Below are 16748 nucleotides of genomic sequence, written 5' to 3' on the forward strand. Positions count from 1 at the left end.
CAAAGAAAGTGAGTCGGCCCCGGCAGGGGACGAAACGGAGATGGACCAACAAGGCCCACCCAAAAAGCAAGAGACACACAACCCCTGCACCAAAAGTGCAGAACATGTCCCAAGCACAGTTCCAGGAGATTGCAGCAATGTCCGACCGCATCGTCATCGCCTCAGCAGCCCGTACTCCGATGGGCGCCTTCCAGGGCGAACTCGCCAGCCTCACTACCCCGCAACTCGGCGCCGCTGCCATTCGCGCGGCGGTCGAACGTGCGGGCCTGAAACCGGAACAGATCGAAGAAGTCATCATGGGCTGCGTTCTGCCTGCGGGCCAGGGGCAGGCGCCGGCGCGTCAGGCCGCACTGGGCGCGGGTCTGCCGTTGTCGGTGGGCTGCACGACGGTCAACAAGATGTGCGGTTCGGGCATGCGCGCAGCCATGAACGCGTATGACGCGCTGCTCGCGGGCTCGGTCGACGTGGTGGTCGCGGGCGGCATGGAAAGCATGACGAATGCGCCGTACCTGATTCCGAAGGGCCGTGGCGGTTATCGCATCGGGCACGGCATGATCTACGACCACATGATGCTCGACGGCCTGGAAGACGCCTATGAAAAGGGCCGCGCCATGGGCACCTTCGGCGAGGACTGCGCCGAGAAGTACGGCTTCACGCGCGAAGCCCAGGACCACTTCGCGATGACGTCCGTGCGCCGCGCGCAGGAGGCCACCGAATCCGGCGCATTCCGCTGGGAAATCACGCCCGTTACCGTGTCGAGCAAAGCGGGCGACACCGTCATCGACACCGATGAAGGCCCGCGCCGCATCAAGGTCGACAAGATCCCCTCGCTCAAGCCCGCGTTCAAGAAAGACGGCACCGTAACGGCCGCATCGTCTTCGTCGATCAACGATGGTGCGGCTGCGCTGGTGATGATGCGCGAGTCGACTGCCAAGCAACTCGGCATCACGCCGCTCGCCGTGATGCTCGGCCACACCACGCACGCACAGGCACCGGGCTGGTTCACCACGGCGCCGGTCACCGCCATCGACAAGCTGTTCAAGAAGCTCGACTGGAACTCGGGCAACGTCGACCTGTTCGAGATCAACGAGGCGTTTGCCGTGGTGCCGATGGCCGCGATGCACGACCTGAAGATCCCGCACGAGAAGGTGAACGTGAACGGCGGCGCGTGCGCGCTGGGTCATCCGATCGGTGCATCGGGCGCGCGCCTGATCGCGACGCTGCTGGGCGCGCTGCAACACCGCGGCGGCAAGCGCGGTGTTGCCAGCCTGTGCATTGGCGGCGGTGAAGCCACGGCCGTCGGCATCGAACTCTACTAAGGCACGCGCATGACGAACGCAACGTCCCGCCGCACGCGTACCGCGCTCATCCTGGGCGCGTCGCGCGGCATCGGTCTGGAGACCGTCAAGCAATACCGAACGGATGGCTGGCGCGTGATCGCCACCGTGCGCTCGCAAGCAGCCGCAGAAGAATTGCAGGCGCTGGGCGCGGAAACGCACGTGCTGGATCTGACTGACGCCAATGCCGTTGCCGGGCTCGCGTGGAAGCTCGACGGCGAAGCGCTGGACGTGGCGATCTACGTAGCGGGCATCTACGGCCCGCGCACGCAGGGCGCCACGCCCGTCAGCCAGGCGGATTTCGATGCCGTGATGCACACCAATGTGTGGGGCCCGATGAACGTGCTGCCCGCCGTGCTGCCCATGGTGGAAGCCGGACGCAATGGTGCGGACGAAGCCGGCGGCGTGCTCGCCGTCATTTCCAGCCGCATGGGCAGCATCGGCGACATGGAGAGCAACGGCGGCTGGCTGTATCGCGCGAGCAAGGCAGCGGTGAACGCCGTGCTGCGCGCCGTGTCGATCGATGCCAAGAACGCCACGTGCCTGACCTTCCATCCGGGCTGGGTGCAGACCGACATGGGCGGCGCGGGCGCGGCCATCACGCCGCAGCAGAGCGTGGCCGGCATCCGCCGCGTGATTGCCGGCGCCACGCGCGCCGACAACGGCGGGTTCCGCAACTACGACGGCAGCGTCATTGAATGGTGAGGGCGGAACGATGCTGCTGACCCAAGAGCAAGAGATGATTCGCGACGCCATCCGCACCTTCGTGCGCGAGGCGATCACCCCGCACGCTGCCGCATGGGACCGCGATGCGACGTTCCCGAAAGACGTGCACCGCCAGCTCGGCGAGCTGGGCGCCTATGGCGTGGCCGTGCCGGAAGAACTCGGTGGCGCGGGGCTCGACTACCTGTCGCTGGCGCTGATCCTGGAAGAGATTGCTGCCGGCGACGGCGGTACCTCCACCGTCATCAGCGTGAACAACTGCCCCGTGTGCAGCATGCTGATGGCGTTTGCGAACGGCGCGCAGAAGCAGCAGTGGCTTGTGCCGCTGGCGCGCGGCGAGATGCTCGGCGCGTTCTGCCTGACCGAGCCGCACGTCGGCTCCGACGCATCGGCGCTGCGCACCACGGCCGTGCGCGATGGCGACCACTGGGTCTTGAACGGCGTGAAGCAGTTCATCACCAGCGGCAAGCATGCCGACGTGGGGATCGTCATGGCTGTGACGGACAAAGCTGCAGGCAAGCGCGGCATCAGCGCGTTCCTGGTGCCGACCAAGACGCCGGGCTACATCGTCGCGCGACTCGAAGACAAACTCGGCCAGCACTCGTCCGACACGGCGCAGATCGTGTTCGAAGACTGCCGCATCCCCGCCGATTGCCTGTTGGGCGAAGAAGGCGCGGGCTACAAGATGGCGCTGTCCGGGCTGGAAGGCGGGCGCATCGGCATTGCCGCGCAGAGCGTGGGCATGGCGCGTGCGGCCTTTGAGGCAGCGCTGGCGTATGCCAAGGAGCGCGAAAGTTTCGGCCAGCCGCTGTTCGCGCACCAGGCCGTGCAGTTCCGCCTGGCCGAGATGGCGACGCGTGTGGACGTCGCGCGGCAGATGGTCTGGCATGCCGCCAGCCTGAAGGACGCCGGCCTGCCGTGCCTGAAAGAAGCGGCCATGGCAAAGCTCAACGCCAGCGAGATGGCCGAACGCGTCTGCTCCGACGCCATCCAGGTCTTCGGTGGTTACGGCTACGTCAGCGACTTCCCGGTGGAGCGCATCTACCGCGACGTGCGCGTGTGCCAGATCTACGAGGGCACGAGCGATATCCAGAAAATCTTGATCGCCCGCGCGCTGGCGTAGGCATTTTTGGGGAAGGCGCAGCACAACAAGGGGAGCACACCATGAACGGGGCCATCGATTTCTACTTCGACTTCTCATCGCCGTACGGCTACTTCGCCAGCACGCGCGTGGAGGAACTCGCCCAGCGGTACAACCGGGCGACGGCATGGCACCCGATCCTGCTGGGGGTGGTCTTCAAGACCACCGGCGGCTCCCCGCTGCCGCAGGTGCCGCTCAAGGGCGATTACGCGTGGCGCGATTTCGAGCGTACCGCGCGCTTCAACGGCATTGAATACCGCAAGCCGACGCACTTCCCGCTGCCCACGCAATACGCCGCGCGGGCCACGCTGTGGGTGCATGACCATCACGGCGGGGAGCGCGCGATCGACTTCGCGCGGGCCGTCTACCGCGCACTGTTCGTTGACGACATCAATATCGGCGAGCCGACCGAGGTGATGAAGATTGCCGACGCGATGGGCATCGACGGTGCCGCGCTCAACGCCGGCGCAAGCAGCCAGCAGATCAAGGACCAGCTCAAGGCCGAGATCGACCTGGCGATGTCGCGCGGCGTGTTCGGCTCGCCCTACGTGATCGTCGACGGCGAGGCGTTCTGGGGCTTCGACCGCTTTGACCAGATTGAAGCGTTGCTGCGCGACGGACGCATATAAGGCCACATCCACAACGGCGGCAGATGCACGAACCGCCGCCAACGAACCAACAACGAAGAGCGCATGACTGCAGTGACCTCCTCTGTTTCAAACCACCCGCGCTTTGACGCGATCCTCTTCGATTGCGACGGCGTGCTGGTCGACAGCGAACCCATCGTCAACCGGCTGATCTGGGAGATGCTGATCGAGCTTGGCATCGACATCAGCCTGGAAGATTCCATCCAGCGTTTCCTCGGCAAGGCCATCCGCGAAGAGCTGGATGCGATTGCCGAGATGCGCGGCGCACCGCTGCCGCCGAACTGGTTGTCCACCTTCCAGGCGCGACGCAACGTGCTGCTCGAAGCCGAAGTGGAAGCCGTGCCGCATATCGGGCACGCCATCGATGTGCTCTCCAGGCTCGGCCTGCCGATGGCCGTGGCTTCCGGCGCGGATCGCATGAAGGTCGAGCTTCAACTCAACCGCACCGGGCTGATCGAGCACTTCCAGCCCACGGACGTGCGCATTTTTTCGGCCACGGAAGTCGCACGCAGCAAGCCCGCACCCGACGTGTATCTGCTGGCCGCCAGCAGCTTGGGGGTATCGCCGTCGCGCTGCCTGGTGATCGAAGACAGCCCCACGGGCGTTACCGCTGGGCACGCTGCCGGCATGACGGTGCTGGCATACGCGGGCCGCAACGCGCCCGGCCCGTTGATCGCCGCTGGCGCGGCGCGCACGTTTACCGACATGCGCGAGCTGCCGGAACTGCCGGAGTTGCTGGCCTGATGCCTGCTGCACAAACCCAGCCCATCGGCGCGGCCGACGCGTGCCCCTGCGGCAACGGCGCCTATGCGCGCTGCTGCGGCCCGTTCCACGCGGGCGACGCCGTGGCGGCTACGGCCGAGCAACTCATGCGCTCGCGCTACAGCGCTTATGTGCTGGGCGACACGGCGTACCTGCGGCGCACGTGGCATCCGTCCACCTGCCCTGTCGACCTGGAAACCAGCGAAGCAGACGCCGCCGCCACGCGCTGGCTCGGCCTGGACGTCAAGCGCCACACGCCGCAAGACGCCACGCACGCGACGGTGGAATTCGTCGCACGCTACAGGGTGGGCGGCCGCGCGCATCGCCTGCATGAAACCAGCCGCTTCGTCCGCCTGGACGCCAGCGGCGCTGAATCCGCCGAAGGCCGTTGGCTGTACGTCGACGGCACTTTCCCTGACTGAACCGTACCGACCTTCCCGCACTGCTGCCATGCCGACGCTAGAGACCAAGCTGAACCCCCGCGCAGAAGACTTCAAGGCCAACGCCGATGCCATGCGCGCGCTCGTCGCCGACTTGCGCGACAAGGTTGCGCGCATCGCCCAGGGCGGCGGTGACGACGCCCGTGCCAAACACCTCGCCCGCGGCAAGTTGCTGCCGCGCGACCGCGTCCAGCAACTGCTCGACCCGGGCACGCCGTTCCTGGAGTTCTCGCAACTGGCGGCGTATGGCATGTACGACGATGCCGCGCCGGGCGCCGGCATCATCACCGGCATCGGCCGCATCTCGGGGCAGGAATGCGTGATCGTCTGCAACGACGCCACGGTCAAGGGCGGCACGTATTACCCGATGACGGTGAAGAAGCACCTGCGCGCGCAGGAGATTGCCGAGCAGAACCACCTGCCCTGCGTCTATCTGGTCGATTCCGGCGGCGCCAACCTGCCGAACCAGGACGACGTGTTTCCCGACCGCGACCACTTCGGCCGCATCTTCTACAACCAGGCCAACCTGTCATCGAAGGGCATTCCACAGATCGCGGTGGTGATGGGCTCGTGCACGGCGGGAGGCGCGTATGTGCCGGCCATGAGTGATGAGTCGATCATCGTCAAGGAACAGGGGACGATCTTCCTGGCAGGCCCGCCGCTGGTGAAGGCCGCGACCGGCGAAGTGGTGAGTGCCGAAGACCTGGGCGGCGCCGATGTACATACGCGGCTGTCCGGCGTGGCGGATTACTTCGCCAACAACGATTCGCACGCGTTGGCGCAAGCCCGCAGCATCGTCGCGCACCTGAACCGCCGCAAGCCGGAGCAGGTGCAGATTCATGCGCCGGTCGAGCCGCGCTTTCCCGCAGAAGAACTCTACGGCGTGATCCCGACCGACACGCGCAAGCCGTTCGACGTGCGCGAAGTCATCGCCCGCATCGTCGACGATTCCGCCTTTGACGAATTCAAGGCGCGCTACGGCACGACGCTGGTCTGCGGCTTTGCGCGCATCTGGGGCTACCCGGTCGGCATCATCGCCAACAACGGCATCTTGTTCTCTGAAGCCGCGTTGAAGGGCGCGCACTTCATCGAGCTGTGCTGTCAGCGCAAGATCCCGCTGGTGTTCCTGCAGAACATCACGGGCTTCATGGTGGGCCGCAAGTACGAAAACGAAGGCATCGCCAAGAACGGCGCGAAAATGGTGACGGCCGTGGCAACGGCGCAGGTGCCCAAGTTCACGGTCATCATCGGCGGCTCGTTTGGCGCGGGCAATTACGGCATGTGCGGCCGGGCGTATTCGCCGCGCTTCCTGTGGATGTGGCCGAACGCGCGCATCTCCGTGATGGGCGGCGAACAGGCCGCAAGCGTGCTCGCCACCGTGCGCCGCGACGGCATCGAAGCCAAGGGCGGCCAGTGGAGCGCGGACGAAGAAGCGGCCTTCAAGGCGCCGATCCGCGACCAATATGAGCGCCAGGGCCATCCGTATTACGCCAGCGCACGCCTGTGGGACGACGGCGTGATCGACCCTGCCGACACGCGCAGCGTGCTGGGCCTCGGGCTGTCAGCCAGCCTGAACGCACCGATCGGCGACATGAACTTCGGCGTGTTCCGCATGTAAGCGGGCCGCCCATCGAACAGGGATCTGCAGTGAACAGCAACACCGCGCGAGCGTGGCGCAGCGCCTTGGCAGCCGTTGGCTGCGCGCTGCTGCTTGCGGCCGCGCATGCGAGTGAAACGGCGCCGCCGGGCATCAGCGAGACCATCGTGGAGGTGCCCAAGTCTGCGGGCATCTTCACCGTCAAGCTGGAGACGACCGTCTACAAGCCGGCCGGCGACGGGCCCTTCCCGCTCATCGTGCTCAATCATGGCAAGGCGCGCGGCAAGGCCGCATTCCAATCGCGTGCCCGTTACAGCGAGCAGGCTGCGGCGCTGGTCGCGCGTGGCTATGTGGTCGCCATTCCGATGCGGCAGGGGTTTTCCAAATCCGGCGGCGCGTATATCGGCAGCGGTTGCAACGTGGAAGCCAACGGCATCGTCCAGGCCGAAGACGTGGTGGCCGCACTCGACTACATGACCGCGCAGCCGTACGTGGACCGCAACCGCATCGTCGTCATGGGCCAGTCGCATGGCGGCCTGACCACCCTGGCCTTCGGCACCATCGCCTACCCTGGCGTGCGTGGGCTCGTGAACTTCGCCGGCGGCCTGCGCAACGACACCTGTGTCGATTGGGAAGACAACCTCGTGCGCGCCTTTGAGACGTACGGCCGCCAGGCACGCTACCCTTCGCTCTGGTTCTACGGCGACAACGACAGCTACTGGCCCAAGCCGATGCCCGACAGGATGTTTGCCGCCTACACCGCTGCCGGCGGCAAAGGCCGGCTGGTGGATTTCGGCAACTTCAAGAGCGACTCGCACGGCATGTTCGCAAGCCACGCGGGGTTGCGCATCTGGCTGCCGCAGGTCGACGCCTTCCTGCGCGAACTCGGTCTGCCCGCAGGCCCGGTGCAAGCGGTGGCGCCGGGCGGCAACGCAGAAGCCTCCGGCGCCGACGACCCCAAAGCCGACACCAACAAGGACCCCGAATGAACGCTTTCGAGACCCTCGACTTCGCGCAGCACGGCGCCGTCACCACGCTCACGCTGAACCGGCCCGACGTGCGCAACGCCTTCAACGAAACGGTCATCGCCGAACTGACTGGCGCGTTCCGCGCGCTGGCAGCCGAGCCAAGCGTGCGCGCCATCGTCCTGTCCGGCAACGGCCCTGCGTTCTGCGCGGGCGCCGACCTGAACTGGATGAAGAAGATGGCCGGCTACTCGGATGACGAAAACCGCGCCGACGCCCTGCGCCTGGCCGAGATGCTGCGCGCCATCTACACCTGCCCCAAGCCTGTGATCGCGCGCGTGCAGGGCGACACGTATGCCGGCGGCGTCGGCCTGGTCGCCGCGTGCGACATCGTCGTCGCTGTCGACACGGCCAACTTCTGCCTGTCGGAAGCGAAGCTCGGCTTGATCCCGGCCACCATCAGCCCGTATGTGATTCGCGCCCTGGGCGAACAGGCATCGCGCCGCTACTTCATCACCGCAGAACGCTTTTCCGCTGCCGAAGCGCATCGCCTTGGCCTCGTGCATGAGCTGGTGAGCGCAGATGCCCTTGACGCGAAAGTGGCCGACATCACTGCCGCGCTGGTCGCCAACAGCCCGAACGCCGTGCGTGAGAGCAAGCGCCTCGTGCGCGAGGTGTCCGGTGCCGCGATCAACGACGCCCTCCTGGCCGACACCGCTGAACGCATCGCCGCCATTCGCGCTTCGGAAGAAGGCCGCGAAGGCGTGCAAAGTTTCCTGGGCAAGCGCAAGCCGAACTGGCTGCTGCCGGCCTGACCCGCATAACAACGAAACCACGCATCACTCGAAGGAAGTCCTCATGCAATCCACTCCGCTCAACTTCGTGCCGAACGCCGCCAAGGTGCCGCCCACGCCCGGGCAGAATCCCAACGCCCGCTGGAGCCGCGAAGCCATCGAAGCGCTGTTCGCGCTGCCGTTCAACGACCTGCTGTTCCAGGCGCAGCAGGTGCACCGCGCCAACTTTGATGCGAATGCCGTGCAGCTCTCGACGCTGCTGTCCATCAAGACCGGCGGCTGCCCCGAAGACTGCTCGTACTGCCCGCAATCGGCGCGCTACGACACCGGTGTCGAGGCTGAAAAGCTGATGCCGATCGACGAAGTGCTGGAAGCCGCCTCGCGCGCCAAGCAAAACGGCGCGAGCCGCTTCTGCATGGGCGCCGCCTGGCGCAACCCCAAGCCGCATCAGCTCGACGCCGTGGCCGACATGGTGCGCGGCGTGAAGGCGATGGGGCTCGAGACCTGCGTGACGCTCGGCATGCTCAAGCAGGAACAGGCCGCGCAGCTGAAGGAAGCGGGCCTGGACTACTACAACCACAACCTCGACACCGCGCCCGAGTTCTACGGCGAGATCATCACCACGCGCACGTACCAGGACCGGCTCGACACGCTCGAGCACGTGCGTGACGCCGGCATCAACGTGTGCTGCGGCGGCATCGTCGGGCTGGGGGAATCGGTGCACGAGCGTGCGGGCCTGATCGCCGAGCTGGCGAACATGGAGCCGTATCCGGACTCGGTGCCCATCAACAACCTAGTGAAGGTGGAAGGCACGCCGCTGGCGGGCAACGAGGAACTGGACCCGTTCGATTTCGTGCGCACGATTGCCGTAGCGCGGATCACGATGCCCAAGGCGATGGTGCGGCTCTCCGCTGGCCGCGAGGCGATGGACGATGCCTTGCAGGCGCTGTGCTTCATGGCGGGCGCCAACTCGATCTTCTATGGCGAGAAGCTGCTGACGACGGATAACCCGGAGGCGGATGCAGATCGGAAGCTGCTGGCGCGGTTGGGGATGCGGGTTGAAGTGCAGGATCATCTGCATCAGAGGGCTGATGCTTCGCACTCGCATTCGCATTCGTCGCATTGCCATATCGACATTACGCCTGCCGACTGATGGGTTTTGTGGGAGGCGGTTTTTGTTTTTGTGTTGGTGGTCTGCCTCCCTTTCGTCCCCTGCCGGGGCCGACTCACTTTCTTTGTCTTGCCAAAGAAAGTAAGCAAAGAAAGGCGCGCCCGAGATGGCGAAAGATTCCTTGAATTTATGTCGCAGAGAGGGAGAGGAGGCAAACTCGCTTCGCTCAGACAGCCTCCTCTCTTTTTCCTCTCTGCAACAGAAATTCAAGGCGCCATCTAGGGCAAGGTACGGCCACACCATCGCAGTGCAAACGCAGTGGTGGGTACGCGGCAAAACGCGGAGCGAAGCAAACGGCAGCAAGCAAAAGTAACAGCAACAGCAACAGCAACAGCAACAATCAAGAGCCTGATGGGGCACGCACACCAACGGTTCGGCCGTTGACGTTCCTGCCCTAGATGGCGCCTTGAATTTTTGTAAGCGGGCGGAAACAAGACGGGAAACTGTCTGAGCGCAGCGAGTTTTTCCCGTCTCCGCCCGGTTACGAAAATTCAAGGAGGGGGTCGCCATCTCGGGCGCGCCTTTCTTTTGCCTACTTTTCTTTGGCAAGACAAAGAAAAGTAGGTCGTGCCCGGCAGGGTACGAAACAGGGATGGACCAAAACCGCCCGCCCCGGCAGGGGATGAAACAAGGGACGCACCACAAGTGCAAAAGATGCAGAGAACACCGGAGACACACCAAAAATGATCACCAAGCTCCTCATCGCCAACCGAGGCGAAATCGCCTGCCGGGTCGCCGCCACCTGCCGCAAGCTCGGCATCCGCACGGTCGCGGTCTACTCCGATGCCGACGCCAACGCCCGCCACGTCGCGGCGTGCGACGAAGCCATCCACATCGGTGAGCCCGCCGCCCGCGACAGCTACCTGCGCGCCGACCGCATCCTCGAAGCCGCACGCGCAACGGGCGCCCAGGCCATCCACCCCGGCTACGGCTTCCTGTCGGAAAACGAAGCCTTTGCCAAGGCCTGTGCAGAGGCCGGCATCGTCTTCGTCGGCCCGCCGGCATCGGCCATCGAAGCGATGGGCAGCAAGAGCGCGGCGAAGGCGCTGATGGAGAAGGCCGGCGTGCCCCTCGTCCCGGGTTACCACGGCGACAACCAGGACGCCGGATTCCTGCGCACGCAGGCCGATCGCATCGGCTACCCGGTGCTCATCAAGGCGAGCGCGGGCGGCGGCGGCAAGGGCATGCGCGTGGTCGAATCGGGCGATGCGTTCGAAGCCTCGCTGGCCTCGGTCAAGCGTGAGGCATCGTCCAGCTTTGGCGACGAACGCGTGCTCATCGAGAAGTACCTCACGCGCCCACGCCACATTGAAATCCAGGTGTTTGCCGACAGCTTCGGCGACGCCGTCTATCTGTTCGAGCGCGACTGCTCGGTGCAGCGCCGCCACCAGAAGGTGCTGGAAGAAGCCCCCGCCCCGGGCATGACGCTGGACCGCCGCCGCGCGATGGGCGAAGCCGCCGTGGCGGCCGCACGCGCCGTGGGCTACGTGGGTGCCGGCACGGTCGAGTTCATCGTCGATGAAGACGGCACGTTCTACTTCATGGAGATGAACACGCGCCTGCAGGTCGAGCACCCGGTCACCGAAATGATCACGGGTGAAGACCTCGTCGAATGGCAATTGCGCGTGGCCTCCGGGGAGCCGCTACCGCGCGCGCAAGACGAGTTGCACATCCACGGCCACGCGCTGGAAGCACGCATCTACGCAGAAAACCCGGAGCGCGATTTCCTGCCGTCCATCGGCACGCTGAAGGTGCTGCGCACACCGGCAGCGGTGGAATTTACCGTGGGCGCACAGGCCAATGGCGAACCTGCCGCTGTGCGCATCGACGCGGGCGTGCGGGAGGGCGATGCCATCAGCCCCTATTACGACCCGATGATCGCCAAGCTCATCGTCTGGGGCCGTGACCGTGAAGAAGCGCTGGCGCGCATGCTGCAGGCGCTGGGCAGCTTCCACCTGGTGGGGCTGTCGTCCAACGTGGCGTTCCTGCGCCGCCTGGTCGCATCGAAGCCGTTTGCGACCGCCGATCTGGATACCGGCCTGATCGCCCGCAATCACGACACGCTGTTCCCCGCTGCACCGGACGTGCCGCTAGACGCCATCGCCCTGGCCGTGGCTGCGCTGCTCGCCCGCGAGGCACGCAGCCTGCGCACCGACACGCGCGATCCGCATTCGCCGTGGGCGCGCGGCAGCGGCTGGCGCCTGAACGGCGCGGCTGAGCGCACGCTGCGTTTCACGCATGGCGATCAGTCCATCGATGCCACGCTCATCTACGGCCGCGACGGCTCGCGACTGAAAGTTGGCGGCAGCGAAGCGCCCTTCACCTCACAGCGCCATGCCGAGACCTTCACCGTTGCGCTCGGTTCGCACAAGGCGACCGGCCAGGTGCATGTGGACGGCGACACGTTCCACGTCTTCACGGGCGGTGCGCACTGGACGCTGGAGCGCCACGACCCGCTCGCCCATGCTGGCGAGGCCGACGACGAAGGCGGCAAGCTGACGGCGCCGATGCCCGGCAAGGTCATCGCCGTGCTGGCCGCCCCGGGGCAAACCGTCACCAAGGGCGCACCGCTGGTCGTCATGGAGGCCATGAAGATGGAGCACACGCTCACGGCACCGGCCGACGGCGTCGTCGAATCGGTGTTGTATGGCGTGGGCGATCAGGTGACGGAAGGTGTGCAGTTGCTGGCGTTCAAGCCCGCCGAATGACGCCCGAGGGGGCTGCCACACGCCTTGGCGGCCCCTGCTACACTGCTTGACGTATACGTCAATCACCCGCATTGAAGTCGCCCCACATGCACATCCAGATCTACACGCCCGACGGCAAGCCCCAACCCTGGCTCGATGGTTTTGCGCAGGCCTTGCCTGAGGCGCGGCTATCGGTGTGGGAGCAAGGTGCGGCGCAGGATGCTGACTACGCCGTGGTGTGGCAACCGCCCGCCGACATGCTGCGCGATCGCCGCGACCTGCGCGCGGTGTTCAACCTCGGTGCGGGCGTCGATGCCATCCTGGGCCTGCGCGCGCAAGCGCCCGATGCCATCCCCGAAGGACTGCCGATCGTGCGGCTGGACGACGCCGGCATGGCTGCGCAGATGGGGGAATACGTCACGCACGCCGTCCTGCGCTTCTTCCGCCGGCTCGATGAATACGAGCGCCAGCAGCAAGCGAAGATGTGGCGCTTCCTCAAGCCGTTCAACCGCGACGAGTTTGTCGTCGGCGTGCTGGGCCTCGGCGTGCTCGGTACGCACATCGCCAGGACGCTGGCAGGCTTCGGCTTTCCGGTGCGCGGCTGGAGCCGCTCCGCCAAGCACGTCGAGGGCGTCGATTGCCGCTCAGGCAGCGATGCCCTGCCCGGCTTTCTTGCCGGCACGCGCGTGCTGGTGAACGTGCTGCCGCTGACGGCCGACACCGAAAACGTGATCGACGCAAAGCTGCTCGCACAACTCGCACCGGGCGCGTTCGTCGTCAACGTGGCGCGCGGTAAGCATGTCGTGGAAGACGACCTGCTGGCCGCCGTGCGCAGCCGGCACATTGCCGGCGCCGCGCTCGACGTATTCCGCACCGAGCCGCTGCCCGCCGACCACCCGTTCTGGATCGAACCGCGCATCCACATCACGCCGCACATTGCGGCGCTGACGCTGCGCGAGGTCAGCATTGCCCAGATCGCGCGCAAGATCCGAGCGCTGGAAGCAGGCGAGCCGATTGCCGGCATCGTCGATCTGCAACGAGGTTATTGAGATGAGCTACCCGCAATATGTGAAGGTGGTCGAGGTCGGCCCGCGAGATGGGCTGCAGAACGAGAAGTCGCCGGTCTCCACCGACACCAAGGTCGAACTGGTGAACCGGCTGTCCGAGGCCGGTTTTGTGAATGTGGAGGCGGCGTCGTTCGTGTCGCCCAAATGGGTGCCGGCGATGGCTGATGGCGCCGACGTGATGGCACGCATCCAGCGCCGGCCGGGCACGCTGTACTCGGTGCTCACGCCCAACATGAAAGGTTTCGAAGGCGCTGCTGCAGCGGGTGCGGATGAGATCGTGATCTTCAGCGCCGCCAGCGAGGCCTTTGCGCAGAAGAACATCAACTGCACGATCGCCGAATCGATCGAACGCTTTGTGCCGGTGGCCAAGGCCGCCAAGGATGCGGGCATTCGCGTGCGCGGGTCAATCTCGTGTTCGCTGGGCTGCCCGTATCAGGGCGAGGTGCCGGTGTCGTCCGTGGTGGACGTCATCAAGCGCATGGCCGACCTCGGCTGCGACGAGATCGACATTGCCGACACCATCGGCGTGGGCACCGCCGGGCAGGTGAAAACCGTGATGGAAGCCGCCGCGGCGACGTTCCCGATCGACCGCCTCTCAGGCCATTTCCATGACACGTACGGCCAGGCACTGGCCAACATCCTCGCCAGCCTGGAAGTCGGCATCGCGATCTTCCACGCCTCGGTGGCCGGGCTGGGCGGCTGCCCGTATGCCAAGGGCGCGACCGGCAACGTCGCCACCGAAGACGTGCTGTACCTGCTGCACGGCCTGGGTATCCGCACCGGCATCGACCTGGACAAGGTGGTGCTGGCGGGCGACTTCATCTCGCAAGCCATCGGCCGCCCGACTGCCTCGCGTGCGGGCCGCGCGCTGCTGCTCAAGCTGCAGGACCAGATCGCCCAGGCCTGCATCTGAACCCCCTCAAGAACAACGACGATGACCGCGACCGATACGAACGCCCCGCTGCCTGAATCCGCCCAACGCGTGGCCGAGCACCTCCGTACGCTCGGCTACGAGAAAGCCATCGTGATGCTGCCGGCCACCGGCAAGACCTCGGCCGAAGCGGCTGCCGGGCTCGGCTGTTCGGTGGCGGAGATTGCCAAGTCGATCATCTTCCGCCGTGCGGAAGACGACGTGCCGGTACTGGTGATCGCCAGCGGCACCAATCGTGTCGACGAGGCAAAGGTTTCAGCGCACGTGGGCGCGCTGGCCAAGGCCGATGCGAAGTTCGTACGCGAGAAGACCGGTTACGCCATCGGCGGCGTGTGTCCGGTCGGCCATGCGGTCAAGCCTGTGATGCTGCTCGATCAAGACCTGTTCCAATACGACAGCGTGTGGGCCGCGGCCGGCCACCCGCATGCCGTGTTCAACCTGACGCCTGCCGAACTGGAAGCCATGACCGGCGCGCCCGTGGCCGACATCGCCCTGCGCGACTGATCGAACACACATGGACGCCTGCACCCGCGCGCAATTGAAGCGCTCGCTCGGCAAGCTGCGCAATAGCCGCGCGCAGGCCGAGCGCGCCCAGCCAGTGGCATCGCCGTGCATCAGCGTGTGCAAGATGGACGACGCGCGCGGCCTGTGTATCGGCTGCATGCGCACGATCGACGAAATTGCCGCGTGGTCGACCATGGACGACACCGCCCGCCTGACCGTGTGGAAAACCTTGCCTGAGCGCGCCTGCGCCTGGCTCAACGACGCGTCCTGCGCCTGAGCACCCATCACCATGGCCGAACACGACATCGTCACCTTGCCTGATTCGATGCGCGTGTTCGAGCGCGGCTGGCTGTCGTCCAACAACATCCTGTTCTTCGATGACGAAGCGCATGGCGGCTGCGCGCTGGTGGACACCGGCTACCTCACGCACGCGGCGCAAACCGTGGCGCTTGTGCAGCACGCGCTGCAAAGCAGGCCGCTGCGCCGGCTGCTGAATACGCATCTGCACTCGGACCACTGCGGCGGCAATGCAGCGCTGCAGGCCCTCTACGGCAGCCACACGCGCGTACCCGCCGCGCAGATCGACGACGTGCGCCGCTGGGATACCGACGCCCTCAGCTACGGCCCCACCGGCCAGGAATGCGCGCGCTTCGCGTTGCCTGACAACGATGCCGACGCAGGCCTGGCCGACGGCATGACGGCGCGACTGGGCGGCTTCGACTGGCAGGTCATCAGCGCACCTGGGCACGACCCGCACGCGGTCATCCTGTTCAGCCCGGACACGCGCGTGCTGATCTCTGCCGATGCGTTGTGGGAACGCGGCTTTGGCGTGATCTTTCCCGAACTGGAAGGTGAGAGCGGCTTTGCCGAACAGCAGGCCATTCTTGAGCGCATCGCGCAGCTCGACGCGCGCATGGTCATTCCCGGACACGGCCGGCCGTTCACCAACGTCAACGCCGCGATTGATGCATCGCTCGGGCGGCTTGCGTATCTGCGGGCAGACCCGGAACGCAACGCGCTGCACGCCATCCGCGTGCTGGTGAAGTTCAAGCTGCTGGAGCAGCAGGCGCTGTCGCGCGACGCGCTGTTCGCGTGGTTCACGCAGACGACGTTGATGCCGCGCTTGCAAGCGCGCTTCTTCGCGAGCCAATCGATGGAAGCGTTGCTGGATGCCGCGATTGCCGCGCTGGTCAAGGCCGGTGCCGCCACCGTCGAACACGGCAGCATCCTGAACCGCGATTGACGTGCCGCGCGGTGGCGATGCCCCGCTACAATGCAGCGACGTTTCTTCTCTCCGCTTGGGCATGCCGAAAGCCGCCACATCCGCTCCGCCGGAATCCGTCACCGAAGCCGCCCCTGAAGCCGAAACACCGCGCCGCAAGCGCGGCCGCCCCGCGCAGGATGCCAACGAGGGCTTGCGCCGCGCGCTGATCGAGCAATCGGCCCGACTGTTCCGCGAGAAGGGCTACGGCAACACCACGGTGCGCGACATTGCGGCGGCCACGGGCGTGCATGCGGGCAGCTGGTTCTACTACTTCAAGACCAAGCAGGACATCCTGCAAGCCGTGATCGAGCATGGTCTGACCGTCGCGCTGGCGGATATCGAAGCCATCGATATCGAAGACCTGCCCCCGCGCGAGGCGATGCGCCAGCTCGTGCGCGCACACCTCCATACGCTGCTCGCACCGAACCAGGATTTCATTCCGGTGATGCTGTACGAGTGGCGCTCGCTCGACGCACAGGCGCAGGAACGCATCATCGCGCTCAAGGACCGGTATGAAGGCATCTGGACGCGCGTGATCGACCGTCTGCACGCCTCCGGCGAGTGGGCACAACCAACACCTGTTGACCGCCTGCTGATGTTCGGCGCACTCAACTGGACGGCGCAGTGGTATCAGGCGGGCGCCGGCATCAGCATCGACGCACTGGCCGATCAGGCGGTGCTGTTCATCCTGCGTACGCCGCCCCAGCCGGTGGCTTAG

The 16748-nt window shown here is 65.9% G+C and carries 17 protein-coding genes; all 17 read left to right on the forward strand.

Annotated elements, in window-relative coordinates; all coding sequences use genetic code 11:
• The first annotated feature begins 137 nt into the window (after positions 1-137).
• Positions 138-1319 carry an acetyl-CoA C-acetyltransferase gene (locus AAHM38_RS21290; RefSeq protein WP_116576734.1) on the forward strand — a complete coding sequence of 394 codons (1182 nt, stop codon included), beginning with the start codon at positions 138-140 and terminating at the stop codon, positions 1317-1319.
• 9 nt (positions 1320-1328) lie between these two features.
• Positions 1329-2042 carry an SDR family oxidoreductase gene (locus tag AAHM38_RS21295; RefSeq protein ID WP_116576735.1) on the forward strand — a complete coding sequence of 238 codons (714 nt, stop codon included), beginning with the start codon at positions 1329-1331 and terminating at the stop codon, positions 2040-2042.
• Positions 2043-2052: 10 nt separating this feature from the next.
• Positions 2053-3183 carry an acyl-CoA dehydrogenase family protein gene (locus AAHM38_RS21300; protein ID WP_116576736.1) on the forward strand — a complete coding sequence of 377 codons (1131 nt, stop codon included), beginning with the start codon at positions 2053-2055 and terminating at the stop codon, positions 3181-3183.
• Positions 3184-3224: 41 nt separating this feature from the next.
• Complete coding sequence (locus AAHM38_RS21305; RefSeq protein WP_012760959.1) at positions 3225-3830, forward strand: 2-hydroxychromene-2-carboxylate isomerase; 606 nt, start codon at positions 3225-3227, stop codon at positions 3828-3830.
• Positions 3831-3893: 63 nt separating this feature from the next.
• The gene (locus tag AAHM38_RS21310; protein WP_012760958.1) at positions 3894-4592 is read left to right on the forward strand and encodes an HAD family hydrolase; all 699 of its coding nucleotides are present in this window, start codon (positions 3894-3896) and stop codon (positions 4590-4592) included.
• Entirely contained in the window at positions 4592-5032 is a 441-nt protein-coding gene (locus tag AAHM38_RS21315; protein ID WP_012760957.1) for a YchJ family protein, read from the forward strand. Before AAHM38_RS21310 ends, AAHM38_RS21315 begins: the two co-directional genes overlap by 1 nt.
• A gap of 28 nt (positions 5033-5060) precedes the next feature.
• Entirely contained in the window at positions 5061-6668 is a 1608-nt protein-coding gene (locus AAHM38_RS21320; RefSeq protein ID WP_116576737.1) for a carboxyl transferase domain-containing protein, read from the forward strand.
• Between the two features lie 29 nt (positions 6669-6697).
• Entirely contained in the window at positions 6698-7636 is a 939-nt protein-coding gene (locus tag AAHM38_RS21325) for a dienelactone hydrolase family protein (RefSeq protein WP_116576738.1), read from the forward strand.
• Positions 7633-8427, forward strand: a complete 795-nt coding sequence (locus AAHM38_RS21330; RefSeq protein ID WP_116576739.1) for an enoyl-CoA hydratase/isomerase family protein — start codon at positions 7633-7635, stop codon at positions 8425-8427. The genes AAHM38_RS21325 and AAHM38_RS21330 overlap by 4 nt, the downstream gene beginning before the upstream one ends.
• A 43-nt stretch (positions 8428-8470) precedes the next feature.
• Positions 8471-9559, forward strand: a complete 1089-nt coding sequence (gene bioB, locus AAHM38_RS21335) for a biotin synthase BioB (RefSeq protein ID WP_116576740.1) — start codon at positions 8471-8473, stop codon at positions 9557-9559.
• Positions 9560-10260: 701 nt separating this feature from the next.
• Complete coding sequence (locus AAHM38_RS21340; RefSeq protein WP_116576741.1) at positions 10261-12285, forward strand: acetyl/propionyl/methylcrotonyl-CoA carboxylase subunit alpha; 2025 nt, start codon at positions 10261-10263, stop codon at positions 12283-12285.
• Positions 12286-12371: 86 nt separating this feature from the next.
• Positions 12372-13313 carry a 2-hydroxyacid dehydrogenase gene (locus AAHM38_RS21345; protein ID WP_116576742.1) on the forward strand — a complete coding sequence of 314 codons (942 nt, stop codon included), beginning with the start codon at positions 12372-12374 and terminating at the stop codon, positions 13311-13313.
• A 1-nt stretch (position 13314) separates the two neighbouring features.
• On the forward strand, positions 13315-14244 hold the full coding sequence (locus tag AAHM38_RS21350) for a hydroxymethylglutaryl-CoA lyase (RefSeq protein WP_012760949.1): 930 nt from the start codon (positions 13315-13317) through the stop codon (positions 14242-14244).
• Positions 14245-14265: 21 nt separating this feature from the next.
• Positions 14266-14766 carry a YbaK/EbsC family protein gene (locus tag AAHM38_RS21355; protein WP_116576743.1) on the forward strand — a complete coding sequence of 167 codons (501 nt, stop codon included), beginning with the start codon at positions 14266-14268 and terminating at the stop codon, positions 14764-14766.
• A gap of 10 nt (positions 14767-14776) precedes the next feature.
• Positions 14777-15043 (forward strand): DUF1289 domain-containing protein, encoded by a 267-nt coding sequence (locus AAHM38_RS21360; protein WP_116576744.1) that lies wholly within the window; start codon positions 14777-14779, stop codon positions 15041-15043.
• A gap of 12 nt (positions 15044-15055) precedes the next feature.
• Positions 15056-16009, forward strand: coding sequence for an MBL fold metallo-hydrolase (locus AAHM38_RS21365; RefSeq protein WP_116576745.1), 954 nt, complete (start codon positions 15056-15058; stop codon positions 16007-16009).
• A gap of 61 nt (positions 16010-16070) precedes the next feature.
• Positions 16071-16748, forward strand: a complete 678-nt coding sequence (locus tag AAHM38_RS21370; RefSeq protein WP_116576746.1) for a TetR/AcrR family transcriptional regulator — start codon at positions 16071-16073, stop codon at positions 16746-16748.

This window comes from Ralstonia sp. OTU4908, from assembly GCF_038440115.1.
In the GTDB taxonomy this organism is placed as follows: Bacteria; Pseudomonadota; Gammaproteobacteria; order Burkholderiales; family Burkholderiaceae; genus Ralstonia; species Ralstonia pickettii.